This window comes from Kitasatospora sp. NPDC088779, from assembly GCF_040685395.1.
Lineage (GTDB): Bacteria > Actinomycetota > Actinomycetes > Streptomycetales > Streptomycetaceae > Kitasatospora.
The window spans coordinates 130,820-156,318 of the sequence record NZ_JBFBHW010000008.1 but is presented as its reverse complement, the minus strand read 5'-3'; the positions used below and the strand labels follow the sequence as shown (position 1 = coordinate 156,318).

General features: G+C 72.8%; 24 protein-coding genes, 1 tRNA gene and 3 pseudogenes. 17 read left to right on the top strand and 11 right to left on the bottom strand.

Annotated elements, in window-relative coordinates:
• Positions 1 to 37 precede the first annotated feature (37 nt).
• The 3 genes from AB0P03_RS10165 (at position 38) to manA (ending at position 5,491) form a co-directional block, all read left to right on the top strand.
• Positions 38 to 3,079 (top strand): glycoside hydrolase family 38 C-terminal domain-containing protein, encoded by a 3,042-nt coding sequence (locus AB0P03_RS10165; RefSeq protein WP_363581799.1) that lies wholly within the window; start codon positions 38 to 40, stop codon positions 3,077 to 3,079.
• A 177-nt stretch (positions 3,080 to 3,256) separates the two neighbouring features.
• On the top strand, positions 3,257 to 4,207 hold the full coding sequence (locus tag AB0P03_RS10160; protein ID WP_363628370.1) for an ROK family protein: 951 nt from the start codon (positions 3,257 to 3,259) through the stop codon (positions 4,205 to 4,207).
• Positions 4,208 to 4,231: 24 nt separating this feature from the next.
• Positions 4,232 to 5,491 carry a mannose-6-phosphate isomerase, class I gene (manA, locus tag AB0P03_RS10155; protein WP_363628369.1) on the top strand — a complete coding sequence of 420 codons (1,260 nt, stop codon included), beginning with the start codon at positions 4,232 to 4,234 and terminating at the stop codon, positions 5,489 to 5,491.
• Here manA and AB0P03_RS10150 read toward each other — a convergent pair.
• From AB0P03_RS10150 to AB0P03_RS10125, 6 genes and pseudogenes are all read right to left on the bottom strand, one after another.
• A complete protein-coding gene (locus AB0P03_RS10150; RefSeq protein ID WP_079135401.1) occupies positions 5,374 to 5,850 on the bottom strand; it encodes a DUF2267 domain-containing protein in 477 nt (158 codons plus the stop codon). The genes manA and AB0P03_RS10150 overlap by 118 nt on opposite strands.
• A 350-nt stretch (positions 5,851 to 6,200) precedes the next feature.
• A complete protein-coding gene (locus AB0P03_RS10145; protein ID WP_363628367.1) occupies positions 6,201 to 6,812 on the bottom strand; it encodes a thioesterase family protein in 612 nt (203 codons plus the stop codon).
• Entirely contained in the window at positions 6,809 to 7,108 is a 300-nt protein-coding gene (locus AB0P03_RS10140) for a hypothetical protein (RefSeq protein ID WP_350880739.1), read from the bottom strand. The genes AB0P03_RS10145 and AB0P03_RS10140 overlap by 4 nt, the downstream gene beginning before the upstream one ends.
• 288 nt (positions 7,109 to 7,396) lie before the next feature.
• On the bottom strand, positions 7,397 to 8,365 hold the full coding sequence (locus AB0P03_RS10135) for a DUF6528 family protein (protein ID WP_363628366.1): 969 nt from the start codon (positions 8,363 to 8,365) through the stop codon (positions 7,397 to 7,399).
• Positions 8,366 to 8,558: 193 nt separating this feature from the next.
• A complete protein-coding gene (locus AB0P03_RS10130; protein WP_363628425.1) occupies positions 8,559 to 9,947 on the bottom strand; it encodes an FAD-binding oxidoreductase in 1,389 nt (462 codons plus the stop codon).
• Between the two features lie 163 nt (positions 9,948 to 10,110).
• Positions 10,111 to 10,527, bottom strand: a pseudogene (locus AB0P03_RS10125) (flavoprotein); the annotation flags it as partial.
• A gap of 355 nt (positions 10,528 to 10,882) precedes the next feature.
• Between AB0P03_RS10125 and AB0P03_RS10120 the strand changes: the two are divergent.
• Positions 10,883 to 11,239 carry a hypothetical protein gene (locus AB0P03_RS10120; protein ID WP_363581790.1) on the top strand — a complete coding sequence of 119 codons (357 nt, stop codon included), beginning with the start codon at positions 10,883 to 10,885 and terminating at the stop codon, positions 11,237 to 11,239.
• A gap of 207 nt (positions 11,240 to 11,446) precedes the next feature.
• A complete protein-coding gene (locus tag AB0P03_RS10115; RefSeq protein WP_363628365.1) occupies positions 11,447 to 12,604 on the top strand; it encodes a serine hydrolase domain-containing protein in 1,158 nt (385 codons plus the stop codon).
• A gap of 101 nt (positions 12,605 to 12,705) precedes the next feature.
• On the opposite strand, the gene AB0P03_RS10110 is transcribed toward AB0P03_RS10115, so the two are convergent.
• Positions 12,706 to 13,191: a cysteine/serine endopeptidase inhibitor gene (locus AB0P03_RS10110; RefSeq protein WP_363628364.1), complete on the bottom strand. Its 486-nt coding sequence runs from the start codon at positions 13,189 to 13,191 to the stop codon at positions 12,706 to 12,708.
• A gap of 261 nt (positions 13,192 to 13,452) precedes the next feature.
• Here AB0P03_RS10110 and AB0P03_RS10105 point away from each other — a divergent pair, with 261 nt between their 5' ends.
• Positions 13,453 to 13,662 (top strand): hypothetical protein, encoded by a 210-nt coding sequence (locus tag AB0P03_RS10105; protein WP_363628362.1) that lies wholly within the window; start codon positions 13,453 to 13,455, stop codon positions 13,660 to 13,662.
• A 60-nt stretch (positions 13,663 to 13,722) separates the two neighbouring features.
• Here AB0P03_RS10105 and AB0P03_RS10100 read toward each other — a convergent pair whose 3' ends face one another.
• Positions 13,723 to 14,532, bottom strand: coding sequence for an SMP-30/gluconolactonase/LRE family protein (locus AB0P03_RS10100; RefSeq protein ID WP_363628361.1), 810 nt, complete (start codon positions 14,530 to 14,532; stop codon positions 13,723 to 13,725).
• A 25-nt stretch (positions 14,533 to 14,557) separates the two neighbouring features.
• Positions 14,558 to 14,872 (bottom strand): SDR family oxidoreductase, encoded by a 315-nt coding sequence (locus tag AB0P03_RS10095; protein ID WP_363628359.1) that lies wholly within the window; start codon positions 14,870 to 14,872, stop codon positions 14,558 to 14,560.
• 572 nt (positions 14,873 to 15,444) lie between these two features.
• Here AB0P03_RS10095 and AB0P03_RS10090 point away from each other — a divergent pair.
• The 5 genes and pseudogenes from AB0P03_RS10090 (at position 15,445) to AB0P03_RS10070 (ending at position 19,474) form a co-directional block, all read left to right on the top strand.
• Entirely contained in the window at positions 15,445 to 16,395 is a 951-nt protein-coding gene (locus AB0P03_RS10090; protein ID WP_363628358.1) for a TauD/TfdA family dioxygenase, read from the top strand.
• 115 nt (positions 16,396 to 16,510) lie between these two features.
• A complete protein-coding gene (locus tag AB0P03_RS10085) occupies positions 16,511 to 17,806 on the top strand; it encodes an ROK family transcriptional regulator (protein ID WP_363628357.1) in 1,296 nt (431 codons plus the stop codon).
• An 85-nt stretch (positions 17,807 to 17,891) separates the two neighbouring features.
• Positions 17,892 to 18,211: pseudogene (locus AB0P03_RS10080) on the top strand (hypothetical protein); the annotation flags it as partial.
• A gap of 184 nt (positions 18,212 to 18,395) precedes the next feature.
• Positions 18,396 to 19,049, top strand: a complete 654-nt coding sequence (locus AB0P03_RS10075) for a 4'-phosphopantetheinyl transferase superfamily protein (protein WP_363628355.1) — start codon at positions 18,396 to 18,398, stop codon at positions 19,047 to 19,049.
• Between the two features lie 41 nt (positions 19,050 to 19,090).
• Positions 19,091 to 19,474 (top strand): barstar family protein, encoded by a 384-nt coding sequence (locus AB0P03_RS10070; RefSeq protein WP_063346419.1) that lies wholly within the window; start codon positions 19,091 to 19,093, stop codon positions 19,472 to 19,474.
• A 49-nt stretch (positions 19,475 to 19,523) separates the two neighbouring features.
• Here AB0P03_RS10070 and AB0P03_RS10065 read toward each other — a convergent pair whose 3' ends face one another.
• The gene (locus AB0P03_RS10065; RefSeq protein WP_363628353.1) at positions 19,524 to 20,474 is read right to left on the bottom strand and encodes a polysaccharide deacetylase family protein; all 951 of its coding nucleotides are present in this window, start codon (positions 20,472 to 20,474) and stop codon (positions 19,524 to 19,526) included.
• Positions 20,475 to 20,761: 287 nt separating this feature from the next.
• Here AB0P03_RS10065 and AB0P03_RS10060 point away from each other — a divergent pair.
• From AB0P03_RS10060 to AB0P03_RS10035, 6 genes and pseudogenes are all read left to right on the top strand, one after another.
• Positions 20,762 to 21,142, top strand: a pseudogene (locus tag AB0P03_RS10060) (phosphoesterase); the annotation flags it as partial.
• Positions 21,143 to 21,191: 49 nt separating this feature from the next.
• Positions 21,192 to 22,646, top strand: coding sequence for a recombinase family protein (locus AB0P03_RS10055; protein ID WP_363628351.1), 1,455 nt, complete (start codon positions 21,192 to 21,194; stop codon positions 22,644 to 22,646).
• Positions 22,647 to 22,750: 104 nt separating this feature from the next.
• Positions 22,751 to 23,017 (top strand): hypothetical protein, encoded by a 267-nt coding sequence (locus AB0P03_RS10050; RefSeq protein WP_363628349.1) that lies wholly within the window; start codon positions 22,751 to 22,753, stop codon positions 23,015 to 23,017.
• A gap of 324 nt (positions 23,018 to 23,341) precedes the next feature.
• Positions 23,342 to 23,415, top strand: a tRNA-Gly gene (locus AB0P03_RS10045).
• 46 nt (positions 23,416 to 23,461) lie between these two features.
• On the top strand, positions 23,462 to 24,349 hold the full coding sequence (locus tag AB0P03_RS10040; RefSeq protein ID WP_363628347.1) for a class I SAM-dependent methyltransferase: 888 nt from the start codon (positions 23,462 to 23,464) through the stop codon (positions 24,347 to 24,349).
• On the top strand, positions 24,244 to 24,732 hold the full coding sequence (locus tag AB0P03_RS10035) for an HNH endonuclease signature motif containing protein (protein WP_363628345.1): 489 nt from the start codon (positions 24,244 to 24,246) through the stop codon (positions 24,730 to 24,732). The genes AB0P03_RS10040 and AB0P03_RS10035 overlap by 106 nt, the downstream gene beginning before the upstream one ends.
• Positions 24,733 to 24,791: 59 nt before the next feature.
• On the opposite strand, the gene AB0P03_RS10030 is transcribed toward AB0P03_RS10035, so the two are convergent.
• A complete protein-coding gene (locus AB0P03_RS10030) occupies positions 24,792 to 25,421 on the bottom strand; it encodes a hypothetical protein (RefSeq protein WP_363628343.1) in 630 nt (209 codons plus the stop codon).
• Positions 25,422 to 25,499 lie beyond the last annotated feature (78 nt).

Here is a 25,499-nt window from a genome sequence, read left to right as displayed (position 1 = left end):
GCCGTTACCCCTCAGTCACGCAACGGAGCCCGCTGACATGCACGATGACCGCACGCTGGTCGAGTCCCGCCTCAAGCGCGTCCTGGACGAGCGCATCCGCCCGGCCGTCTACCCCGAGTCCGTCCCGCTGGAGGTCGGCATCTGGACGGCACCCGGCGAGCCCGTCCCGGTCGCCGAGGGCCTGGCCGCGCCGCGCACCCCGATCGCGGTCGGCGACGCCTGGGGCGCGCCGTGGGGCACCAGCTGGATCACCGTGACCGGCACCGTGCCGCAGGCCTGGGCCGGGCGGACGGTCGAGGCGCTGATCGACCTCGGCTTCGACGCCAACATGCCCGGCTTCCAGTGCGAGGGCCTGGTCTACCGCCCGGACGGCACCCCGGTGAAGGGCCTCAACCCGCAGAACCAGTGGGTGCGCATCGCCGCCCCCGCGGCCGGCGGCGAGCAGGTGCTGCTGCACGTCGAGGCGGCCTCCAACCCGGTCATCCTGGACTACCACCCCTTCCTGCCCACCGAGTTGGGCGACAAGGACACCGCCGGCGACCAGCCGCAGTACAAGCTGACCAGGATGGACCTCGCCGTCTTCGACGAGACGGTCTGGCAACTGGTGATCGACCTGGAGGTGCTCGGCGAGCTGATGGCCGAGCTGCCGGTGGACGGCGCCCGCCGCTGGGACGTCCTGCGCGCGGTCGAGCGGGCGCTCGACGCGATCGACCTCCAGGACGTCAACGGCACGGCGGCCGCCGCCCGTTCGGAGCTCACCGACGTGCTGGCCGCGCCCGCCGTGCCGTCCGCGCACCGGATCAGTGCGATCGGCCACGCGCACATCGACTCGGCCTGGCTCTGGCCGCTGCGCGAGACCGTCCGCAAGGTGGCGCGCACCACCGCCAACATGACCGCGCTGCTGGAGGACGAGCCGGACTTCCTCTACACCATGTCCCAGGCACAGCAGTTCGCCTGGATCAAGGAGCACCGCCCCGAGGTGTACGCCCGGGTGCAGAAGGCCGTGGCGGAGGGCCGGTTCGTCCCGGCCGGCGGCATGTGGGTCGAGTCCGACACCAACATGCCCAGCTCGGAGGCGATGGCCCGGCAGTTCGTGCACGGCAAGCGGTTCTTCCTGGACGAGTTCGGGGTGGAGAACCACGAGGCGTGGCTGCCCGACACCTTCGGCTTCACCGGCGGCCTGCCGCAGATCATCCGCAACGCGGGCTCCAAGTGGCTGCTGACGCAGAAGATCTCGTGGAGCCAGATCAACAAGTTCCCGCACCACACCTTCCTCTGGGAGGGCATCGACGGGACCAGGATCTTCACCCACTTCCCGCCCGTGGACACCTACAACTGCTCCATGAAGGGCAGCGAGATCGCCCACGCGGCACGGAACTTCAAGGACAAGGGGGTGGCCCGGCACTCGCTCGCCCCGACCGGCTGGGGCGACGGCGGCGGCGGCACCACCCGCGAGATGGTCGCCAAGGCGGGCCGGATGAAGGACCTGGAGGGCTCGGCCACCGTCCGCTGGGAGAAGCCCGCCGAGTTCTTCGCCAAGGCCGAGGCCGAGTACCCGAACCCGCCGGTCTGGGTCGGCGAGCTCTACCTGGAGCTGCACCGGGCCACCCTGACCAGCCAGGCGAAGACCAAGCAGGGCAACCGGCGCAGCGAGAACCTGCTGCGCGAGGCCGAACTCTGGTGCGCCACCGCCTCGTTGCGCACCGGCGCGGCTTACCCGTACGAGCAGCTGGACCGGATCTGGAAGACCGTCCTGCTGCACCAGTTCCACGACATCCTGCCCGGCTCCTCCATCGCCTGGGTGCACCGCGAGGCCGAGGCGACGTACGCGGCGCTGGCCGCGGAGCTGGACTCGCTGATCGACGGCGCCCAGCAGGCCCTCGCCGGGGACACCGCCGGCGGGCGCGAGCTGGTGTTCAACTCGGCGCCGCACCCGCGCTCGGCCGTCCCGGCCGGCGGGGCCGCCCCGGCCGTGCTCGGCTCGGGCGCCTGCGAGGTCATCGAGCGGCCCGAGGGCGGCTTCCTGCTGCGCAACGGGCTGCTGGACGTGGTCGTGGACGCCGACGGCCTGGTGGCGTCGGTGGTCGAGGTGGCGAGCGGCCGGGAGACCGTCGCCCCCGGCACCCGGGCCAACCTGCTCCAGCTGCACCCGGACTTCCCCAACATGTGGGACGCCTGGGACGTCGACCAGTTCTACCGCAACACCGTCACCGACCTGACCGCCGTGGACGCGCTGACGGCGCTCTCCGCCCCCGACCAGGCCGCCGTCCGGGTGGCGCGCTCCTTCGGCTCGTCCACCGTCGTCCAGACGCTCACCCTGCGGGCGGGCGAGCAGCGGCTCGACATCGACACCGAGGTCGACTGGCACGAGACCGAGAAGTTCCTCAAGGCCGCGTTCCCGCTGGACGTGCACACCGAGCGGTACGCCGCCGAGACCCAGTTCGGCCACCTCTACCGGCCCACCCACACCAACACCAGCTGGGACGCCGCCAAGTTCGAGGCCTGCAACCACCGCTTCGTCCACCTCGACGAGCCCGGCTGGGGCGTCGCCCTCGTCACCGCCTCCACCTACGGCCACGACGTCACCCGCGCCGTGCGCGACACCGACGGCGGCACCACCACCACGGTCCGCTTCTCGCTGCTGCGCGCGCCCCGCTTCCCCGACCCGAAGACCGACCAGGGCCTGCACCGCTTCCGGCACGCCCTCGTCCCGGGTGCGGCGATCGGCGACGCCGTCCGCGAGGGCTACCGGATCGGCCTGCCCGAGCGGCGCGTCACCGGCACCGCCGAGCAGGTCGCGCCGCTGGTGCAGCTGGACAACGACGCGCTGGTGGTCAGCGCGGTCAAGCTCGCCGACGACCGCAGCGGCGACCTGATCGTCCGGGTCTACGAGGCGGGTGGCGGCCGCGCCCGGGGCCTGCTCACCACCTCCTACCCGCTGGCCGGCGCCGTCCCCTGCGACCTGCTGGAGCGGCCCTGGGACGGCACCCGCGGCGAGGTGGCCGTGGAGGACGGCGCGGTGCGGCTGGCGCTGCGGCCGTTCGAGCTGGTCACGCTGCGTCTGAGCGCGGCGGGCTGAGCACCGCCGGCTGACGGGCGGGCGGGGCCCCGCCGTTCGGGGCCCCGCCGTTCGGGGCCGCCGTTCGGGGTCTCGCACCCCGCCCGCCGCGCCCCGCATGCCGCACTACGCTGATCGGCGCCCCGGCCCGCCCGCCGGGGCGCCGCCCCCGCCCGAACCCGCCTGGAGCCCGCCGCGATGACCCTCACCCCGCCGCCCGCCGCCACCCCGCTGTTCGCCGCCGTGGACATCGGCGGCACCAAGATCGCCGGGGCGCTGGTCGACGGCCACGGGCGGCTGCGGCACCGGCACCAACTGCCCACCCCGGCCCGGGAGCCGGGCGCGGCCGTGCTCGCCGTCGTGCACGAGGTGCTGGACCGGCTCGCCCGCACCGCCGACTGGGCCGCCGTGACGGCCGTCGGGATCGGCAGCGCCGGCCCGGTCGACCTCGTCGCCGGCTCCGTCAGCCCCGTCAACATCCCCGGCTGGCACGACTTCCCGCTGGTCGCCGAGGTCGCCGCGCACCCGGCGGTGGCCGCCCGGCGGCTGCCCGTCCAACTGGCCGGGGACGGCGTCGCGATGGCCGCCGCCGAGCACTGGCAGGGCGCCGCCCGGGGCGCGGCCAACGCGCTGTGCCTGGTGGTGTCGACCGGGGTCGGCGCCGGGCTGGTGCTCGACGGCGCCGTCCGCCCCGGGCCCAGCGGCAACGCCGGCCACCTCGGCCACATCACCGTCGACCTGGACGGCGAGCCCTGCCCGTGCGGCTCGCGCGGCTGCCTGGAGGGCCTCGCCAGCGGCACCGCCATCGCCCGCCGGGCCCTCGCCGAGGGCTGGCGCCCGGCCGGGGAGGACCGCTCGGCCCGGGCCGTCGCCGCCGACGCCGAGGCGGGCGACCCGGTCGCGCTCGCCTCCTTCGACCGCGCCGCCCAGGCCCTCGCCGCCGGGATCGCCGCCACCGCGGCCCTGGTCGACCTCGACCGGGTGGTGGTCGGCGGCGGCGTCGCCACCGCCGGCGACGTCCTGTTCGCACCGCTCGCCCGCCACCTCGACCGCTACGCCACGCTGTCCTACATCCGCGGCCTCGACGTCCGCCGCGCCGAACTCGGCACCGATGCCGGGCTGATCGGCGCGGCCGCGCTCTGCCGCTGACCCGAACCCCTCGGAGGCCGCGCCATGTCGCTCCCGCCCTTCGCCCTGCTCCACAACCCGGTCCGCCCGTACGCGTGGGGCTCGCCCACCGCCATCCCCGCGCTGACCGGCACCGCGCCGACCGGCGCCCCGCAGGCCGAACTGTGGATGGGCGCACACCCGTCGGCGCCCTCCGAGCTGCTGTCTCCGGACGGCACCGGCGGGCCGCAGCCGCTGGACGAACTCATCCAGCGGTACCCGAACGCCATGCTCGGGCCGGACACCGTGGGGCGGTTCGGCCCGACGCTGCCGTTCCTGTTCAAGGTGCTCGCCGCCGACCGGGCGCTCTCCCTCCAGGTCCACCCGACCCGGACCCAGGCGGCGGCCGGGTACGCGGCCGAGGAGGCTCGCGGCGTCCCGCTCGACGCACCCGAACGGGTCTTCAAGGACCCCGGGCACAAGCCCGAACTCATCTGCGCCCTCGGGGACTTCGAAGCACTGTGCGGCTTCCGCCCGGCCCCTGGAACGGCCCGGCTGCTGGACGCGCTCGCCGTCCCGCTGCTCGCCCCCTGGGCGGACGACCTGCGCGCGCACCCCGCCGCCGAGGCCCTGCCCGCGCTGCTGCGCCGGGTCCTGGCCGAGGTCCGGCCGACCCGCACCCAACTCGGCGACGTCACCAGGGCGTTGCACCGGCTAGCGGCCGAGGGCGGCCCGTTCGCCGAGGCCTGCGCCGGCTACGCCCGCGCCGCCGCGCAGTACCCCGGCGACCCGGGCCTGATCGCCGCACTGCTGCTCAACCACGTCCGGCTCACGGCGGGCCAGGCCCTCTACCTGGACGCCGGGGTTCCGCACGCCTATCTCCGGGGCGTGGGCGTGGAGTTGATGGCCAACTCGGACAACGTGCTGCGCTGCGGGCTCACCCCCAAGCACGTCGACGTCGACGGCCTGCTGGCGGTCACGTCCTTCCGCACCGATGAACCGCAGGTCCTCACGGCACTCCCAGGCGACCGATTCGAGGACGAATTCCCCTCCCCCGCCGAGGAGTTCAGGCTCTCCCGGCTGCGCCCCGGCCCGGCCGCCGTCCGCGCCGAGCTGCCCACCCCGCAGATCCTGCTGTGCGTCGAGGGCCGCGCCCGACTGCACGCCCCCGGCTTCGCGGACCTCGACCTCCCCCGGGGCGCGTCCGTCTACCTGCGGCCGGGCGCCGGACCGGTCGAGCTGACCGGCCGGGGTGCGGAGCTGTTCCGGGCCACCACCGGCGCGCCGGCCCAGGCCGGCACCGGGTGGCCGAACAGCAGATCGTAGCCGTCCGGGAGCTGCTCGACCACGCGGTCGACCAGTTCCCCCGGGGCCAGGTCGGCGAGGGTGCCGAGCACGGCCCCGATGTCCCACGGCCCGGTCGCCTCGGTCGCGCCGTCGATCCAGCCGACCACGCCGCGCACGAAGCGCTCGGCGGTCAGCGGTTCGGCGGCGGGCCCGGCATCGCGCAGCAGCGGGGCGTACGCCTCGGGCAGCGCGTCGGCGAGCTCGGCCCGTTCGGCCCCGACCAGGTGCTCACCGAGCAGCGCGAGCACGACCCGGATGGCGTGCTCCGCCTCCGCCTCGCTCGGGTACTCCCCACAGTCGACGACGCGGGCGCGGAAGTCCTCCGGGGAGATGGTCATCGCGTCCTCCTTCCGGTCGGCGGGAACCGGCTGCGCTCCGCCCGGAAGCCGGAGGCCGAGAGCCGCCGGCCCTCTCGCGGACGATCCCTGGCCCGGTGGCCCGGAGGCCCGGAGGCGGCGGACGGCTGGTGTGGCGGACGGCCCGTGGCGGACGGCTGGTGGCGGCGAGGTCCGGTCGGCTGCGCCGTCACGGCCCGTGACCGCCTGGGGTTCGCCGGTACCCGTGCTGCTCAGCGTACTGCGGCACGGCGGCACGGCGGCAGGGAGACCGGCCGGACGGATCGACGCCGTTGTCGATCACGCCGCCGGCCCGCGCTCTGCCCGGCGCGGGGCCACCAGGGGACCGGGTGTCAGGCCACCGACGCCCGACACCGTCTGCGGGTGCGGTGCGGCAGAGCGGCGCCCGAGCGGGCCGCCACGCGCTGCGGCGGAGGCGCCGTGACCGGCACGGCCGGTGCGGCGGGCACAGCGGGCACGGTGGACACAGCCGGCGCGGTGGACACCGCCGGCGCGGCCGGCGGGACCGCGACGGCCTGCACGGCATCCGGCATAAACGCCTCGAGAAAACGCCGCTCGTTCGAACTGAGTTTGCGCGAGCGGCCGGATTCACGGTCCCGCGCGACCACCACGGTCCTGGCCCGCATAAAGGTGAGCGGGTCACGGCAGACATTCACCACGACATGCGTGGAACTCCGCCCGATCCGTTCAACCGTCAACTGCACCGACAAGGGCTCGGGCCGGTGGTACAACTGCTCCAGGAAATCGATCTCGTGCCGCGCGATAATGAATCCGGACGGGAACAGGGCGTCCCGGACGGCGGTCTCGTGGTGGCAGAACATGTCGTAAATCCCCTCCTGGACGTAGCCGACCAGCCGGGCGTTGTTGATGTGCCCGTTCTCGTCGACGTCGCTCCACCGGGTGGGGCAGGACAGCACGTGCACGCCCGGGTGCAGCGCGCTCACTGCTGCGTCAGCCCGGCGCCGGTCGCGGCGGGGAGCAGTGCCCGGCGCAACCTCGCGTAGTAACCGGACTGTTCCGCCGCCATCCGGGCCGCCGTCCAACCCTCCTCGGCCGCTTCCGCGGCGACCTGGACGACCAGGCTGTCGAGCACCGCGTCGACCGACCGGCAGAGTTCGGCGACCGCCGCGAGGCGCTCGGTGACATCGGCGCCGACGGCCGCGCCCCGGGCCGGGAAAGCGGCCAGCGATTCCGCCGCGAGTTGCAGGTCGTCGACGGTGTCCGGCATTTTCTCCGGCATGTTTTCCGGCATCAAATTCGACACGTTTTTCTCCATGACTCATTCCGGCCATTACGGCCCGGTAACTAGTGTTCGAATACACCGAATCGGTGTCGGCCCCCCGACGCCTTCGACGCTATCCCAGCCGACACGGTCGACGGATGGTTTACGGACGGCGACGGGAAACTCACTCCTATTGGAGTAGTTTGGCGGGGTACACAATATGCCCCATCATCCGAATGCCGTCGGCAGAACGGGTGGCATCGCCGACCCGAACCCCGAAACCGACACCTGCACGTCGCGGATCTGCTACCAGCCTCCCCACCACCTCGCCTTGTAGAGATGCGTCCCGCGCAGCATCCGCGTCCCGTCCGGCCGGTGCAGGGTGATCACCGAGGTGCACCAGGAACACGGCCCGCTGTGGTCGGGGGCCACGGTCAGCAGCCGTCCGGTGCCGGGCTCGTCCCCGACGCTCTTCACGTCCCGGACGGCTGCGGGCTCGCCCAGCCGCACGGCGGTGAAGCGGTCGGCCGCCGGGTCGTACCGCCACAGGCCGGTCAGCGTGCTCACCCAGAACCGTCCGGGCTCGGCCAGCACCGGCGCGAGGTCGTGCCCGCCGTGGTCGGGCAGCGGCGTCGAGCGGACGGCGGTCAGGGTGGGCGCCGCCGGGGTGCCGCCCACCCGCAGCGCGGTCAGCACGTCGTCGCCGAGCACCCAGAGCAGGCCCGTCCGGCCGTCCCAGTGCACGCCGTGCGCGCCCGGGAGCGGGTAGCCTGCGTGGGCGGTGGCGCGCGGCCCCTGCGAGGCCGCGTACAGCCGCACCCACCCGCCGCCGCTCGCCGCGACCGCGACGTTGCCGTCCGGCAGCAGCTCGATGCTGTGCGGATTGGCCGCCCCGCCCAGGTCCGCCGCCCAGCGGGTCGCGCCGGTGGTGGTGTCCACGACGGCGGCCAGGCCGCCGGAGGCGGTGGTCAGCAGGTAGCGCCGGCCCTGCCGCACCCGGCTCTTCGCCTCGTCCGGATTCGTCCAGCTCCGCGCGGGCGTCAGGTCCGCGAGCCCGGCCGCCCGGTCGGCGCTCCAGCCCCACACGACCGGCAGCCGCCCCGGGCCCCGGTAGGCCATCAGCTCCTCGGCGCTCTGCAGCACCAGGACGCTACGGGACTCCTGGTCCACCACCACGACCGCCCACCCGGGCGACCTGGCCTGCGCGCCGGTCGCCGGCACGCAGAACAGCAGGACGCACAGAGCGCACAGGGCCACCAGCGTTCTCCTCAGCACGCCCCCACCGTGCTTGCTCCCGGGCCGCTTTGCACGGCGGAGCGTCCGAACGGCCGTGGCGAGCGCGGTGGCGGATCCGGGGTGGCGAATCCGCCACCGTGTTCGCCACCGTCCGGATCCGCCACCGTGTTCGCCACCGTCCGGATCCGCGCGGGCGCCCTCCCTCACGCCCGGACCCGCGCGGCCGCGTTCACTACCTCCCGGAGACGGCGTCCGCGACGCGGGCGATCGGCGAGGTGGCGGCCCGTCCGCCCGCCTCCTGGCGGTCCGCCGCGTGGTAGGCCGCGTACATCGCGTGCACCCCGATCCAGCGCAGCGGCTCGGGCTCCCAGCGGCGCACGGTGTGGCCCACCCAGGGCAGCCCGGTCAGCCTGGTGTCCCGCCCGAGGACCAGGTCGCGCAGGGTCCGGCCCGCCAGGTTCGTCGTGGTCACCCCGCTGCCGACGTACCCGCCCGCCCAGCCGAGGCCACTCGCACGGTCCAGCTCCACGGTGGCGCACCAGTCCCGGGGGACGCCGAGCACGCCCGCCCAGGCGTGGTCGATCCGGGCGCTCGCGGCCGCCGGGAAGAAGCGGTTCAGGATCTGCCGGAGCTGGCGCACGGTCTCCACCTGGGTGCCGCCGTCCGCATCCGTCCGCGAGCCGAACCGGTACGGCACGCCCCGGCCGCCCAGCGCGATCCGGTCGTCCACGGTGCGCTGCGCGTACATGTAGGCGTGCGCGAAGTCGCCCAGCACCTCGCGGCCCTGCCAGCCCGCGTCCGCCCAGAAGGCGGGCGGCAGCGGCTCGGTGGCGATCATCGCCGAGTTCATCGGCAGCCAGGTCCGCCGCTCGCCGCGCAGGCCGGCCGTGAACCCCTCGGTGGCGCGCAGCACGTACTCGGCGGTCACCGTGCCCTGCGGCGTCACCGCGCGCGGCCGGGCGAACGCGGTGCCCGGCAGGATCGCCGTCACCGCCGTCCCCTCGTGCACCGCCACCCCGAGGTCCCGCACCACCCGCGCCAACCCGCGTACCAGCTCGGCCGGTTGGATCCGCGCACCGTACGGCGTCCAGGTGCCGCCGAGGGCGCCCGCGACGGCGATCCGGTCGGCGGCCTCCTTGGCGCCCAGCAGCTCGACGCGGCCCTCGCCGTACGCCCGCTCGGCGGCGGCGAAAGCCTTGAGCCTCTCCAACTGGGCTCTGTTCCTGGCGACTTCGAGCACCCCGCCACGCACGATGTGCGCGTCGATCCGCTCGGCGGCGGCGACGTCCACGACCTCCCCGACCGCCTCGTCCATCGCCCGCTGCATCGCCGCCGCCGCACCCGGGCCGTACCGCTTCGCGAACGCGCCCCGGCCCGCGAAACCGTTGTACAGCCACCCGCCGTTGCGGCCCGAGGCGCCGTAGCCGCAGAACCGGCGCTCCAGCACCGCGATCCGCAGCGACGGCTCCGCCTTCTTCAGGTAGTACGCCGTCCACAGCCCGGTGTACCCGCCGCCGACGATGCACACGTCCACATCCGCGCTCCCGGGCAACGCCGGCCCCGGCTCCGGCAGCCCGCTCGCCGCGTACCAGAACGACACCTCGCCGTTGACCGCCACCAGAACCTCCCACACCCGTCGCCGACCTGCCCGGACGCTACGCCGCACCGGTCACGCCGGAACACCCCCACACTGCCAAGATCCCCCCGCCCGGCCAGCCACCCTGTCAGACCGCCAGCAGCTCCAGCACCCGCGTCCAGCTGTACGCCCCCGGTGTGAACTCCGCGATCCGCACACCCATGCTCCGCAGCCTGGCCAGGCTCTCCCCGTACGCCGGATGCGCCGCCTGCGCCGCGCTCAGACAGGGCTGCACCGCCACCGGGACGCCCCACCCGTACGACTCGCAGAGGATGCCGAGCGCCAGGGTGTCCGAGATCCCCGCCGCCCACTTGTTGATCGTGTTGAACGTCGCCGGGGCGACCACGACCGCATCCGGATCCGGCAACGGCCGCGGATCCCCCGGCTTCCGCCAGGCCGAACGGATCGGATACCCCGTCCGCGCCACCAGCTCCTCCTCGTCGATGAACCCCATCGCCCGCGGAGTCGCCACCACGCCCACCTCCCACCCCCGCCCCTGCGCGGCGGATACCAACTCCCCCACCCCACCCGCGACTCCGGCCGCACACACCACGACGTAGAGCATCAATTTCGTCTCCCCGCTGTTCCTGTCACTGGCACATCACCGTCCCCCAGAGCGCGATCAGCATCATCACCCCGGCCACGGAGACCCCACACGCTAGCCACACCCGCACCGGGTCGGCGATCCCACTCTCACCCCTCACGGCCGCCCCACTACCAGGTCCGCATGCACGACCTTCCCGCACGGCTCGACCACGGCTCCCCGACGCCCCTTCGTCAGCTTGTGCACCAACGCCAGCCGCCGGTGGCACTCCTCGTCCTCCCCCGCAGCCATCAGTACCGGCAACGACAACCGGATCGCGGAGTTGCACGACCACATTACGGCGCTCCAGCGCGCCGCATGAGGAAAGGAACAGCTCATGACCGAGGACGGCAGGATCTTCCGGGAGGCGTGGATCGCCGGAGTGAAGCGGCACTTCCCCGGAGAGCCGAAGCCCGGCTGCATCGCCTCCTGGGAGGAGACCCCCGACTGGGAACGACCCTGCGCCGCAGCCGTGTTCGGGCAGGTTCGGGACTTCGTGGCCGTGAGCGGCGGGACGACCGTCAAGCTCTCCCGCGAGCAGAAGGGGCGCTTCGTCTCGCTCTGCTGGATCGCCCAGATCCACAAGCACATCGAGAGCCCCAAGCCCGGCTACGTCGCGGATTGGAACGACCTGCCCAAGTGGCAGCAGGAGACCGACGCCGACATCTTCGAGGCGATCGAGCGACTGGTTTAGGTAAGCCCCGGGTGTCCGCCCCTGCGGCGCGCAGGGGCGGACACCATCACACAGCGCCGGCCGGATCGCCGTTCATACCCCGCAGGTCGTAGACCGTCAGGACCACGGCTTCGGCCCCCGCTCCTCCTGCGCGCGGACGACCGTCGCCGGTGCCGCGTGGTGCCCTGGTGGTCCCGGGCGCGCCGGCCCGACGAGAGGAGACGCTCCGTGAACCCGTCCACCCCGTACAGGAATCGACCACTCCGGCTCAGCGCGGCGGCCGTCGCCGCGGGCGCCCTGCTGTTCGGCGTGACCGCCGCGCCGGCAGCCCAGGCGGCAGGCCCCCGAGCCGACCTCGTCCAACAGCGGCTCGACGCGCTGGTCCGGCAAGACGGTGTGCCCGGCGCGCTGGCCACCGTGCGGGACCGGAACGGGCACACCCGCACCTCCACGGCCGGGGTGGGCGATCTCGCCACTGGCGCGGCGGTGCCCGTGGACGGGCAGGTCCGGGCGGGCAGCAACACCAAGTCCTTCACGGCCGTCGTCGTCCTGCAACTCGTCGCCGAGGGCAAGGTCGATCTGGAGGCCTCCCTCGACACCTACCTGCCGGGCCTCGTCCGCGGCACCGGCGCCGACGGCAGCCGCATCGACGGGCGGAAGATCACCGTCCGCCAGATCCTCCAGCACACCAGCGGCCTGCCCGACTACACCCACTTCCTGCCCGACCAGAGCCTCTCCCAGTACCACGAGCCCCGCGACCTGCTCGACCTCGCGCTCGCCCAGAAACCCGACTTCGAGCCCGGCAAGGGCTGGAAGTACTGCAACACGGGCTACCTGATCGCCGGTCTGATCATCCAGAAGGTCACCGGGCGGCCCGCCGGCGAGGAGATCACCCGGCGGGTCATCGACCGCATCGGCCTGCGCCACACGTACTTCCCCGCCCAGGGCGACATGACGGTGCACGAGCGCCACCCGCACGGCTACTTCACCGAGGAGCCCGGCGGCCAGCCGCTGGACGTCACCGAACAGGACATGTCCTGGGCCTGGACGGCCGGCGCCCTGGTGTCCACGAACAGCGACCTGAACCGCTTCTTCCGCGCCCTGCTCGGCGGCGAGCTGCTGGCCCCGGCCCAGCTCGCCCAGATGCAGGTCACCGTCCCCGCCGAGTACATGGGCCCCGGCGGCCGCTACGGGCTGGGCCTCGCCAGCCGCCCGCTGTCCTGCGGCGGTGTGTACTGGGGCCACGGCGGCACGCTCCCGGGCTACGTGACGCGCGGTGGTGTCACCGAGGACGGTCGCGCCGCCGACATCGCCGTCACCACCCTGCCCTCCGCCGACGTCAAGCAGCGCGTCGCCGACGCCGTGGACGCCGCGCTCTGCCGCTGAGGCGCTGAAACGCTGAAACACCCAGGCCCGGAAGCGGACCCCGGGCGACGGCCGTGCCCGCCCACGTGTCACGGGGCGGGCACGGCCGCTCATCCGCAGTCTCAGCCGATGGTGGAGCCGGTGACGGGCTCGGAGAGTTCGACGGTCCTGCCGTTCAGGCCGGCCTTGACGAACTGCCAGGTGAGGCCGTTGATGACGCCCTGGCCGAGCGGGGCCAGCTGGGCGAACGCGGGCTGGCTGAGGTCGAGGTGGCCGGCGTCACAGGAGGGGCACTTGTCCCGGACGGGGACGGTGACGGTCTTGCCCTGGTAGCTGACCTTGACCGAAATGCCCTGACACAGGGGGTCGTTGTTGGGGTTGGCGCTGGTCCACCAGGTGTGGGAGACCGCGACGAGCATCTGGTTGGAGGCGTTGATCTGGGTGCCGCAGGCGCCGTAGCCGGCGTCGTTGTAGTAGGTGGCCTTGCCGGACATGGGCGTGTTGATCGGTATCGCCGCACTGGCGGTGCCGGCGGTGAGGGCGATGAGGGCGGCGGCCGCGAGCGGGGCGCCCGCGAGGATCCTGAGGTTCTTGCTGATGGCGTGCATGGTTCCCTCCGGTTCTCTAGCCATGGGCATGACAGGTCGAAGTCGCCGAAGCCGCAAGGGGGTTCAGCGAGATCGCCCGATGCCCGTCCGAGTGAAGAGAACGTATGCGCCCGACGGCGGTATGGTCCAGACCGCCGCCATGTTGACATGAACACAAGGCAGGAATCTTTACCAATACGGCCGAAGGGGCGAAGATACGTGACCGCACCGCGCCGCAGGGTGTTGACAGGTCACCACGCCCACCCCCGGAGGCCCCGCCCCATGCGCACCGCACTCGCCGCCCTGCTCCTCGGCGCCGCCCTGATCCCGGCCGCCGCCGCACCCGCCAACGCCGTGCCCGCCAACGGCGCGCCCGCGCCCCGCGCGGTGAACCAGGGCTACAGCATCCCCGTCGGCGCCGTCACCGACCTCGGCGCGCTACCGGTGCTCGGCAGCCTCGGGCTGGACTTCGCCCGCCTGCTCGGGCAGTAGGGTCGCGCCGCCCCCTCGAACCCGGCGCCGCCAGACCCGGACCCCTCGCACCCGGACCCCTCACACCTGGACGCTGAACAGACCGCCGGACAGCGGGTGTTGGTCGGACCGGGCGGACGTGATGTAGAGCGTCCGCCCGTCCGGCCCGCCGAAGGTGCAACTGGTGACGCGCGGCACCGGCAGCTCGACCGACGCCAGCACCTCGCCCTCGGGCGAGAGGCAGCGCACCGCCCAGCCGTCCCAGAACGCCACCCACAGGTTGCCGTCGGCGTCGAGCGTCATGCCGTCCGGGTGACCCGGCAGGTGGGAGACGTCGAGCGTGCGGATCCGCTCGCCGAGGGGGCCGTGCTCGGGGTAGGGGTAGAGGGCGATGCGGCGCGTGGTGGTGTCGATGTGCCAGAGCCGGTCGGGCTCCGGCCAGGCGAGGCCGTTGGGGATGTCGAGCCCGCCGAGGATCGCCCGGACGCCGCCGTCGCGCTCCAGCCGGTACAGCGATCCGGGCTCGCGCGGCTCCCCCCGCCCCATCGAACCGGCGACCGGTCGGCCGTACGGGTCGGTCTTGCCGTCGTTCATCCGGCGGTCTGGGCGGTCGGCCTCGACGGCGGCGACCAGCGTGGTGCGGCCAGTGGCCGGATCGAACCGTTCGAAGCCGCGCTCGGTGGCGAGCATCAGCCCGCCGTCGCCGTACGGCATCAAGGTGCCGGGGGTGGCGTCGAGTTCGACCGAGCCGATCGCGCCCGAGGCCGGGTCCAGGGTGAGCACCCGCCGGTCGGGGATGCCGATCCAGCGCAGCAGCTGCGCGGACTGGTCCCACAGCGGGCCCTCGCCCAGCTCCAGGTACGGTGTGTCGGCGACCGGTTCGGCACGCACAGCGGGGCCCTCCTCGAACAAGGTGTCAGCGCAGCGGGGCTTCGGGCAGCATCGCGGTCGTTCCTCCGTCCACGGCGAGGCGGACACCACTGACGACCGAGGATTCCTCGGCCGCCAGGAAGCCGACCACCCGCGCGACCTCGGCCGCACTGCCGAACCGCCCCAGTGGGGACGACCGTAGCATCGCGGCGCTCGGCTGCGGATCCGCCCACACGCGCCGGTTGCGCTCCACCGGGACGAAGCCGGGAGCGACCGCCGCCCTGGCCCGCCCGGCGCCCGGGCCGGCCTCGGAGCACTCGCCCAGTCCGTACGCTCCGTCACCGCCGGACAGTCGCGCCACCCGTCACGTGGTCCGCGCCGACGCGCGGGCGTGCAGCAGTTCCAGCACGGGCGCCGACCTCCCCTTCGCCAGGGCCCGAGGGCGCGCCCTCGGCCCGCTCCGAACTTACTTCCGCTCCGCAAGTTAGTAACCGCCGCGAGCCCGTCACAAGGTCGAACTCCCGCCCGCAGCACACCCGCCACCCCCGCGACATCCGCCGCAACACACCGCAACGCGGCGGCAACACCCTTTCCCAGAAGCCAAGTTGACGATTGACAGCGAGCCCCGCCCTTCAGCACGATGAGCGCCGAGCCCACTCGCGGCGAGCCGGAAGGAGGGCCGATGCACACCGCTGTCCGCCGTGCCCCGCGCCCGGCCACCGCCTGCTGCCCGCGCCGCTGTTGTCGCGGCGCGCTCGCCCTCTGACCGTCCGTCCCGCCGGACCGGCCTCCCTCCCGCACGCCCTGCCCCGCCGCTCGGCCTTGCCCCGCCTCGCCGCTCAGCCCTGCCCTGCCCGGCGACCGGCACGCGGAACGGCCCGGTGCCGCCATGCGTCACTCACCGTCACCATCTTCCCGTGAAGGGGAACCGTCATGACCACCGCCCTGACCGAACTCCGCCTCACCCCCGCCGCCGGCCGGATCGGCGCGATCGTGCACGACGTCCGCCTCGGCGGCGACCTGCCGGCCGAGACCGTGGCCGCCGTCGAGGCCGTCCTCCACCAGCACAAGGTGCTGTTCTTCCGCGGCCAGCAGCACCTGGACGACGCCGGACACGAGGCGTTCGCCCGCCTGTTGGGACAGCCGGTCGGCCACCCGACCGTCCCCAGCGCGGACGGCCGCTACATCTTCGAGCTGGACGCGACCAAGGGCGTGCGGGCCAACAACTGGCACACCGACGTCACCTTCGTGCCGTCCTACCCCAAGGCCTCGATCCTGCGCTCGCTGGAGCTGCCCCCGGCCGGCGGCAGCACGGTCTGGGCCAACACCGCGGCCGCCTACCAGGACCTGCCCGCACCGCTGAAGGCCCTGGCCGAGAGCCTGCGGGCCGTCCACACCAACGACTACGACTACGCCGCCCGGCTGGCCCTGCGCCCGGAGCTGGCGGACAACGCCGAGATCGCCCGGCTGTTCCGCGACGTCTTCGTCTCCACCGCCTTCAAGACCGAACACCCCGTCGTCCGGGTGCACCCGGTCACCGGGGAGAAGTCGCTGCTCCTGGGCGCGTTCGCGCAGCGCATCCAGGGCGTGTCGGGCGCCGACAGCCGGGCGCTGATCGACCTGTTCCAGCGCTACGTCGAGCGGCTGGAGAACACCGTCCGCTGGGACTGGCAGATCGGCGACGTCGCGATCTGGGACAACCGGGCCACCCAGCACTACGCGGTCAACGACTACGGCGACGAGCCGCGCCTGGTCCGCCGGATCACCCTGGACGGCGACCTGCCGCTCGGCGTGGACGGCGCTCCGAGCCGTCTGCTGGAGCCGGCCGACCCGCCGCGGGTGGCCGGCCTGGTGCCCGCCGAGGAGCTCGAAACGGCCAACTGACTCGGCCGGGGCACGCGTTACCGCCGATCGTCCCGACCGGAGGAACGCGATACGACCGACCCGGCCGGGGAGGACCCGGCCGTCAACCGACCCAGAGGACCCGGGTACCGCCACCATGACCACCACCCTCGCCCGGCCGCCCGTCCGCACCGGGGACGACCGCCGGGACGCCAACGCCTCCGCCGTGCTGCGCACGGTGCTCGACCACGGGCCGATCGCCCGCAGCAGGGTCGCCGCTCTGACCGGGCTGAGCGCGTCAGCGGTCTCCCGGCAGGTGGTGGACCTGGTGCGGCTCGGACTGCTGCGCGAGCGCCGGGAGTTGGCGGACGAGCGCGGCACCGGGGCGCTGGGCCGCCCGCAGCTGCCGGTGGACGTGGACACCGACCGGCTTGCCGTGGCCGGACTGCACATCGGCGTCCCGTACACCACCTTCGCACTGCTCGACCTGCGCGGGCAGGTGCTGTACCGGCAGGAGATCTCCAACCGGGGCCGGACCGGATTCGCCGTACTGAAGCCGCTGTTGGAGCGACTTCCCCGGCTGATCGCCGCCCTGCGCGGCGGCCGGACGGTGGTCGGCCTGGGCGCCGTCACCGGCGGCGCCGTCGACCCGGAGCGTGGGCTGATGCTCCGTCACAGACCTTTGGGCTGGCGGGACATGCCGCTGCGGGAGCTGCTGGAGGACACCACCGGCCTGCCCGTCCAGGTGGACAACCACGCCCGGGCGCTCACCCAGGCGGAGATCCTGTTCGGCCACCCGGCCGCCCGGCGGAGCATGGTGCAGCTGTTCGTCGGTCATGTGGTGGACGCGGCGCTGGCGGTCGCGGGCACGGTCCATCAGGGCCCACCCTCGGCCACCGGCGACCTCGGCCACCTGCCGATCGCGGACCGGCTCGCGGACGGACAAGCGGACCAGCAAGTGGACCAACAAGCGGACGAGAGAGCGGACGAAGACGCGGACGACGCCGCACTCTGTCACTGCGGCCGCCGGGGCTGCCTCTCGGTCGCAGCCTCCGACACCACCCTGTTCGAAGCGGCTGCCGCCGAGGGGATCACCGCCAAGCCGGACCGCGCCCAGCTGATCGCCGCCGTCCAGCAGGGCGACCCCCGGGCGGACCGGCTGGTCCGCGAGCGGGCCCGGACCATCGGCCGCGCCCTCGCCCTGCTCGCGGACGTGGTCAACCCCGATCTGCTGGTGCTCACCGAGACCTTCGCCGTCCTCGACCCCGCCTATCTCGACGTCGTGCGGGCCGAGTTCGCCCTCCGCTCACACCTGCACCGGGACGCCGACCTGCTGATCGCCCAGCAGCGGGGCCCCGACGCGCTAGCCGTCGCCGCCGGCGCCCCGGTGCTCGGCGAGCTGTACACCCGGCCCGTCCGGGCCCTCGCCGCGACGCCTGCCCGGCACCGCTAGCCCCCGCCCAAAAGCCCTCGAAAGCCCCCCGCAGACCACCCCGCCCACCGACCCGCCGGCCGACCCCCGCCGCCGCGACCCCTACGCCGCCGACGACCGCGCCAACTGACCGCTGCAGCAGGCCTTCGACCAGTACTACGGCGTCCTGGAAGGCCTGACCGGCCTCTTCCCCCTGCCCGTCACCGGGGCCGCCACGACGGCGGCTGGGACGAACTGCGCCGCAGCCGCTTCGCCCGCCAACTCGCCGCCGGCCACTTCCCCGAGGGCACCCGCAGCTACTTCAGCCGCTTCGTCCACCACCCGAACCTGCCCGACGACTGGAACCCGGACGTCGAGCGCGAGGCCGCGCTCATCGGCGGCCCGCAGAGCCTGGTGCGCTACCCGCGCAGCTGGGGCCTGGCCTCGGCCGACCGCTGCGGTCGCTGGACGGCGCCGAGCAGTACCGCGAGTTGGCCTCAGTGGTCCCGGTGCTCCCGATGCTCCGGGTGGTCCCGGTGGATCTTCCCCGGAAGGCCCGCCGGGACCACCCCCACCCGGGTTAGGCTCGATCCGCGCGGCGGCCGTCCGCGCACCGACCGAGGGGGAGCGTGTGATCGGGGACCTGCTGCCGGACGCCGTCGTGACCGAGGTGTCCTACGACGACCCGCCGGAGGCCCGGCTGGAACCGGCCGAGGAGGCCGCCGTCGTCCAGGCGGTGGCCAAGCGCCGCCGAGAGTTCACCACCGTCCGCCACTGCGCCCGCACCGCCCTCACCCGCCTCGGCATCCCCTACCGCCCGCTGGTCCCCGGCCTGCGCGGCGCCCCGAGCTGGCCCGACGGCGTCGTCGGCAGCCTCACCCACTGCGAGGGATTCCGAGCGGCGGCCGTCGGCCACTCCGGCGACCTCGCCTCGGTCGGCATCGACGCCGAGCCCGCCCTGCCGCTTCCGGACGACGTCCTGGACGTCATCGCGCTGCCCGAGGAGGGGAAGCGGATCGTCGAACTGCTCGCCGAACACCCCGGCACCCCGTGGGACCGCATCCTGTTCAGCGCCAAGGAATCCGTGTACAAGGCGTGGTTCCCGCTCACCGAGCAGTTCCTGGACTTCAGCGAGGCCGACCTGGTCCTCTCCCCCGACGGCTCCTTCACCGCCCGGCTGCTGGTCCCCGGCCCGAACGTCAACGGCCGCCGCATCGAGGGCTTCGAGGGCCGCTGGGCCGTCGGTGACGGCCTGCTCGCCACCGCCATCGCGGTCGCCCGGTAGTCCGGCGCACCGACGACCGCACTCGGCATATCCTCGACCCCGTGACCGTGACCTATGTGATAGCTGGCACCCGGATCCACACGCTGGACGACTTCTGGGACGTGGTCGGTGAGACCATCGGCAGCGACGGCTACTTCGGCCGGAACCTCGACGCCTTCGCCGACTGCCTGCGCGGCGGCTACGGCACCCCCGAGGACGGCGACTACCTGATCGAGTGGCGCGACCACGCGGTCTCCCGGCGCAACCTCGGCTACCCCGAGACGGTCCGCCAGCTGGAACTGCGGCTGGCCCACTGCCACCCCGCCAACCGCGAGCACGTCCGCGCCGACCTCGCCGCCGCCAGGGCCGGCAAGGGGCCGACGGTGTTCGACTGGCTGGTCCGGATCATCGAGGAGGAGCACCCGGGAGGCCTCCGACTGGCCTAACGCCGCAACGCGGTCCGCGCACGTCGCCGCAGCGCGGCACGCCCGCGCCTCACCGCATCACGTCCGACAGCCGGACGAAGCGCCGCCCCGCCGCCAGCAGCCCCGGCACCGCCGCCACCACCCCGGGGGCGGTACCGCCGCCCGGGTGGTTCATGTGGCAGATCACGATCGCCCCGGGCGGGGCCGCCGCGATCTCCTGCCGCACCTCGACGGCGCTGAGCGTCGCCCCGCCGTCGCCGTTCACGGTGAAGCCCGCGGCGCGTTCCCCCAGGTCGGCGACCACCCGGGCGGCGACGTCGTCGTAGTGCGCGGTGCCGGAGCGGAAGAAGCGCACCGGGCGGCCGAGCAGCCCGGCGAGCTTGTGCGCGTTGCCCGCGACCTCGTCGTACACCTCGCCGACGCCACCGGTGCCGGCGATGCCGTAGGCGGAGCGGCCGGTGACCGAGAGCGGGCGGTGGACGGTGCCGTGGTTGCCGATCTCGAAGAGCGGGTCGGCGGCGAGCTGCTCGAACACGTCCGGGTTGGCGTCGATCCAGCGGGCGTTCAGGAAGAGCGTGGCGGGGACGGAACGTTTCCGCAGGAAGTCGATCAGGTCGGCGTCGTACCCGTTCCCGCCGGGGCCGCCACAGGCGTCGAAGGTGAGCGCCATCGCGATCTCGCCGGCGGGCAGCTCGGTGATCACCCCGGTGACCTCCATCCCCCACTGCTTCGGCTCGGCGCCGCCGTACCGGGCGACCAGCTCGGCCCGGGTCGGCTCCGGGCGCCCGGGCGCAGCGGTCGGGGTGGTCGGGGTGGTCGGGGCGGGCGTCGGGGGCTCCGACGGCGTCGCCGCCGATATCGCCGAGGCCTCGGAGGCCTCGGCGGCCTCGGCGGCCTCGGAAACCGAAGCGGAAGCCACCGAGGCCGCCGGGGCCGCCGCCCCGCCGCCCGCCGAGGGCCCGCACCCCGCCAGCGTGCCCCCGGCCACCGCCGCCAGCAGCGCCCGCCGACTCAGTGCCACACCCGTCTCCTCCGCGATGATCCGATCCGCTCGCTATGAATATGAACGGACTATTCGTCACCGCCCGCAACTCGCCGACCCGGCCGACGGCGACCCCCTTCACCGAGCCGCCCCCCGCCCGTGGGCCCCGGCTCACCCCTGATTCACCGCCACGGGTAAGGAGCCGAACGGACCCCGCCCGCCCTGCCCCGGAGGACCCGATGCCCGCCGACCACGACACCCCACGCCCCGCCCGTCGCGACCTCCTCCGCACCGGCCTCACCACCGGAGCCGCCGCCGCCCTCGGCCTGGCCGCGACCACCCCCGCCGCCGCCTCCGCACCCGACGCACCCGGCGCACCCGGCACCCCCGGCACCGAGCGGACCCTCACCCTCACCGGCCACCTCCCCACCGGCTCCCCCGACTTCGTCCACCTCCCCGTCGAAGTCCCCGCCGGTGTCCGCGAGATCGCCGTCAGCTACGGCTACGACAAGCCCCCGGTCCCGGCCGGCACCCCCGGCAACTCCTGCGACATCGGCATCTTCGACGAACGCGGCACCGACCTCGGCGGCCCCGGGTTCCGCGGCTGGTCCGGCGGTTTCCGTACCGAGTTCAGCCTCGCCCGCGACACCGCGACCCCCGGCTACCTCCCCGGCCCGATCAACCCGGGCACCTGGCACCTCGCCCTCTAGCTATATACCCGTCGGGTTGCACCTTCCCGTGAGGCAGGAATGACCCGTGCACTCCCCGGCCACCATGAATATCCCGGCCACCTTCCAGCCCAAGGCCCGCATCGCGATTAGCCTCCGGCTCTCCCGCTCTGACGACGCCTCCACCTCCCTCGACGTCCAGCTCCGCGCTTGCAAGGACAGCATCCGCGCCGCCGGGTTCGACCCGGAGAAGGCGGAGGTCTTCATTGACGACGGCGTGAGCGGCGTGACGCCGCTGTCCGACCGTGACGGCATGTCGTCTCTCATGGCCTACCGGCCAACCCATGTTTGGGCATGGAAGTTGGACAGGTACAGCCGTAGCGTCCGTGAGTTCCTAAACCTCGTAGCGTGGGCGGAGACGCCCAACAATCGCGTCATCCTCGCCACCGCCGACGGTGAACTCAACACCGGCACCCCCGGTGGTCGTCTCATCGCCCTCATACTCGTGGCACTCGCTGAGTGGGAGCGGCAGATGATGACGGAACGTATCCTCGCGGCCCACCAGGAACGACGGGAACAGGGTCGTTGGTCTGGCGGACCCCCGCCCCTTCCGTACAAGATCGTGCGAGAGCATCCAAAGGCGCCTGCGTACCTGGACGCCGACAGCTCGCTGGTTCCGTTGGTTCTCGCGGGGATTGCGGACCTCTTGGCGGGCGGGTCCCTCGTTTCGTCCTCGAAGCCCCTCCCCATCGGTCGCCAGGCGTGGCGGAATCTCGTTAAGGGCGTGACCTTGCGCGGATGGCGCAAGCACAAGGGAGAACTCATCGTCCAAAAGGACGGCGTGACCCCGGTCCAGTTCGGACCGGAGATCATCGATGCAGTGACCCTCGCCCGTCTGCACGCTCGGCTCGATGAACTGGCCGTCGGGGAAAGGGTGTTTAGAGAGGCGGCTCCTCTCTTGGCCGCCCTGATGATCTGCGACCGCTGCATGGGGCGCTTCTCGGGCGGCGTGGGTAGGAAGGGCAAGCCCACTTACCAATGCAGCAACGGGCACTGGGCGATCAATGCGGACATAGTCGAGCCACAGGTGGAACGCGCGTTCCTCAAGGCATTCGGGCAAGACCCGGTCATGCGAGCGGTGCACCAGGGTGGCATCGACCACTCGGCCACTCTGCTTGACCTGGCCGCCACCCGGACACGCATCGTGGAAGCCATCGCCAGCATTGCGGGCCCGAGCGTAGCGGACCTCGCCGCCAAGTTGCAGGAGATCGACGCCACGATCGAACGCGTAGAGGCCAAACACGACCCGGAAATCAAGACGACGTACGTACCCACCGGGCTTCAGATGGGCGATCTGTGGGCGGATGCGACGGAGGACACGAAGCGGAGGCTTCTGGAGGACAAGGGCCTCCGGGTAACGGTCCGCAAGAACAACCACCCAGCCGGACGGCTGCTGATCGAGTGGGGCCAGCCACCCCTTGAGAAGCGGAAGGCGGTCCCGGCCATTACCGCCGAGAAGCCGCCGGAGCTCACCACTGCCTAGCCACATACGGCCCGTCATCGGACATCATCCGGTGGCGGGCCGTTTGCATGCCCGCGCGCGGTGGCCGGGGTGCGGGCCGGGTCGTCGTGGGTCAGGGTCGGGGTATGGCCACGATCGTCGTCCTCTTTGAGCTTGAACCGACCGGGGACCTCGGGGCCCACGGTGTGGGCCCGGCCGTCCTCCTCGTCCACGCCGCCGGGGCCGACCCGGATGCGCCGGAGGACCCGCAGGCGTGGACGCTGTGCGGCCGGGACACCACGCCGATGGAGCATGCGCACTACGCCCCCGCCCGGCCGGGCGAACCGTGGTACCCGCCCGCCCTCTCCGACCTCCGGTGTCGGGACTGCGAGGGGGCCCTCCGCCGGCAGTAAGGTCACGACACGGTAACGAACCATGGGGACCGGCCGGGATGGCCCACGGGCCGCCTACACAGCGACAGCCGATCACACCGGATCTGACCTGCGGTTTATGTAGTTATGTAGGAATGCACCCCACCCCCGGTACAGATCGCATTTCTTAGGGGGTTTACCCGGGGCCGTCGTCACTTCGACATTTCGACATCGGGCCGTCTCCCCGTCCCGCCCCGCTCTACCCATGCGCCCCCCAGCGGTTGCGAGCGGGATTCCCGCGCACCCCCCGGGGGCCGGCGGTCCGAGGGCCCGTTCGCGCAGCCCGTGACGACACCCGGGCGTCCAGGTTCCGTCGGCTAACCGGCAAGGCCGCCCCCAGCCCGGGGGTAGCGCGGGTTCGATTCCCGCCGGAACCCCCACTCATCGCCCGCCCTGCGGGTACTCAACCTCGTACCCAGGGGGGTCATGGCAGCGACCGAGAATCGATACGGCCCTGTGGCCGGTATCTCACCGTTCAGCATCTACCGCAGTGAGCTTGGCCCGTGGATCAACCGGCGCCGGGAGTGGAAGGACCTCGGGCTTGGGGGTGCCGCCGGTCGTGAGGACGTGGAGCTGTACCGGCTCCCGGGCAACTTCGGCGGTACCGGCTACGGGGTGGCACCGAGCGTCTTCGACCCGGTCCTCGCCGAGGCCGACTACCACTGGTACTGCCCGCCGGGCGGCACGATCCTCGACCCGTTCGCCGGGGGTGCCGTCCGTGGCCTCGTCGCCGGGAACGGCGGCTACCGGTACACCGGGGTTGATCTGTCCCCTGGTCAGGTGGCGGTGAACCGGGACACCGCCGACGACTGGCGCACCCGCGATCTCCTGGCCGCCGATCCCGAGTGGATTACCGGGGACGCCGCCGACGTCCTTCCGGAGTTGCCGAGTGGCGGGTTCGACCACGTCTTCACGTGCCCGCCGTACCACGATCTTGAGGTCTACTCCGATGACCCGGCCGACCTGTCGGCGATGTCGTGGGACGACTTCACGAAGGCGTACGAGGCGATCATCGCGGAGTCGGTGCGGTGCCTGGCCGACGACAGGTTCTCGACCTGGGTGGTCGGTGAGGTGCGGGACCGGGCCGGGATGATCCGGGGCCTTGTCCAGCACACCATCGCCGCCCATGAGCGCGCCGGGGCCCGCCTGTACAACGACGGCGTTCTCATGAACACCATCGGCACCATGGCGATGCGCCTGCCGGCGCAGTGGACCCGGTCGCGGAAGTTCGGCCGTATCCACCAGTACGTGCTGACGTTCGTCAAGGGCGACCCGCGGGCGGCAACCGAGGCGGTCAAGGGGACGGCAGCGTGACCCGCGCCGCCCCGTGCCTCGACTGCGCCGTCCCAGCGACCCGCCGGGGACGTTGCGACGACCACCACCGGGCGTTCACGGCGGGCGGGGCGTTCAGGGCCCGGTACCGGCAGTGGAGGGACGTTGCCCGGCGCTACGACGCCGCCGCCGACCTCCGCCGCACCCTGAACGCCAACGGCGGTGGCGTGTGCACCCATTGCGGGTCATCGCACATCGCCACCGCCCTCGACGTCGACCACATCACACCCATCGCCCACGGCGGTGAGGACGTGGCCGGAAACGTCCAACTCCTCTGCCACGCATGCCATGCGGCGAAAACGCGGCGGGAGTTTCGGGCGAAGCGCCGCCGTTATGACAGCACGACGCCCCGGCACGGGCTCTGACGGGTCCGCACCGGGGCAACAGGAGAACTAACTAAACGCGTCAGCGTAGGAGGACTTCCCTAGTTCGTCCAGGAGTTACGCTCCTTTTCACGCTGGTTGTCCTTGGCCTCGCTGGCGTAGCCGGCGTTCCTCGTGGCCTCGACGACGACATCCGAGCCCCTGGGGTAGACGTTCACCTCTTTGCCGTAAACGGGCTGGTACAGCGTGACCCCGTAGTCGTCATCGCCACCGTTGCCGTGCCAAACCTTCTTGATGACTCCGTCTTGATACTGACCGCCAGTGGACTGTTCCAGCTTGGTGTTGATGATCCGCACCTCTCCGGTGGGATAGGGCTCCTTGAGCTTGTTGACCCTGAGGGTGGACGCCTCGCGTGCGGCCCACTCGCGCTCCGCCACGGCCCTGGCGTCCTCCCGGTCGAGGAAACCGGATTTGTCTGAGTCGAGGTCATCGAAGAGCTTGGCGGCTTCCTGCTCGTTCCACAGTCCCTCGAACATGCCCCGGTCACTCCGGGCATAGGCGAGCCACTCCTCCTTGCTGACCCTGCCGTCCGCGAACGGAAGGCCGTCCTCGCGCGAGTCGGCCACGAGAAGCCACCGCTGGAACTGCTTCAGCGTGACAGTACTTACATCCATGGTCATCTCATCTCTCTGCGACTTCTTGTCGCCCGAAGCAGTGCCCACCGTGATCACCCGAAACACCTCAACCACTCGAACGGGTGAACTAAAGCCGGATCCCCTGCTGGCCGAGTAGATCCGAGGTATCCCGCG

What these genes read in the sequence shown, in the direction of transcription:
- AB0P03_RS10165 (WP_363581799.1), top strand. Translation starts at nt 38, where the DNA reads ATGCACGATGACCGCACGCTGGTCGAGTCCCGCCTCAAGCGCGTCCTG.
- AB0P03_RS10160 (WP_363628370.1), top strand. Translation starts at nt 3,257, where the DNA reads ATGACCCTCACCCCGCCGCCCGCCGCCACCCCGCTGTTCGCCGCCGTG.
- manA (WP_363628369.1), top strand. Translation starts at nt 4,232, where the DNA reads ATGTCGCTCCCGCCCTTCGCCCTGCTCCACAACCCGGTCCGCCCGTAC.
- AB0P03_RS10150 (WP_079135401.1), bottom strand. Translation starts at nt 5,850, where the DNA reads ATGACCATCTCCCCGGAGGACTTCCGCGCCCGCGTCGTCGACTGTGGG.
- AB0P03_RS10140 (WP_350880739.1), bottom strand. Translation starts at nt 7,108, where the DNA reads ATGCCGGAGAAAATGCCGGACACCGTCGACGACCTGCAACTCGCGGCG.
- AB0P03_RS10120 (WP_363581790.1), top strand. Translation starts at nt 10,883, where the DNA reads ATGACCGAGGACGGCAGGATCTTCCGGGAGGCGTGGATCGCCGGAGTG.
- AB0P03_RS10110 (WP_363628364.1), bottom strand. Translation starts at nt 13,191, where the DNA reads ATGCACGCCATCAGCAAGAACCTCAGGATCCTCGCGGGCGCCCCGCTC.
- AB0P03_RS10105 (WP_363628362.1), top strand. Translation starts at nt 13,453, where the DNA reads ATGCGCACCGCACTCGCCGCCCTGCTCCTCGGCGCCGCCCTGATCCCG.
- AB0P03_RS10090 (WP_363628358.1), top strand. Translation starts at nt 15,445, where the DNA reads ATGACCACCGCCCTGACCGAACTCCGCCTCACCCCCGCCGCCGGCCGG.
- AB0P03_RS10085 (WP_363628357.1), top strand. Translation starts at nt 16,511, where the DNA reads ATGACCACCACCCTCGCCCGGCCGCCCGTCCGCACCGGGGACGACCGC.
- AB0P03_RS10050 (WP_363628349.1), top strand. Translation starts at nt 22,751, where the DNA reads ATGGCCACGATCGTCGTCCTCTTTGAGCTTGAACCGACCGGGGACCTC.
- AB0P03_RS10040 (WP_363628347.1), top strand. Translation starts at nt 23,462, where the DNA reads ATGGCAGCGACCGAGAATCGATACGGCCCTGTGGCCGGTATCTCACCG.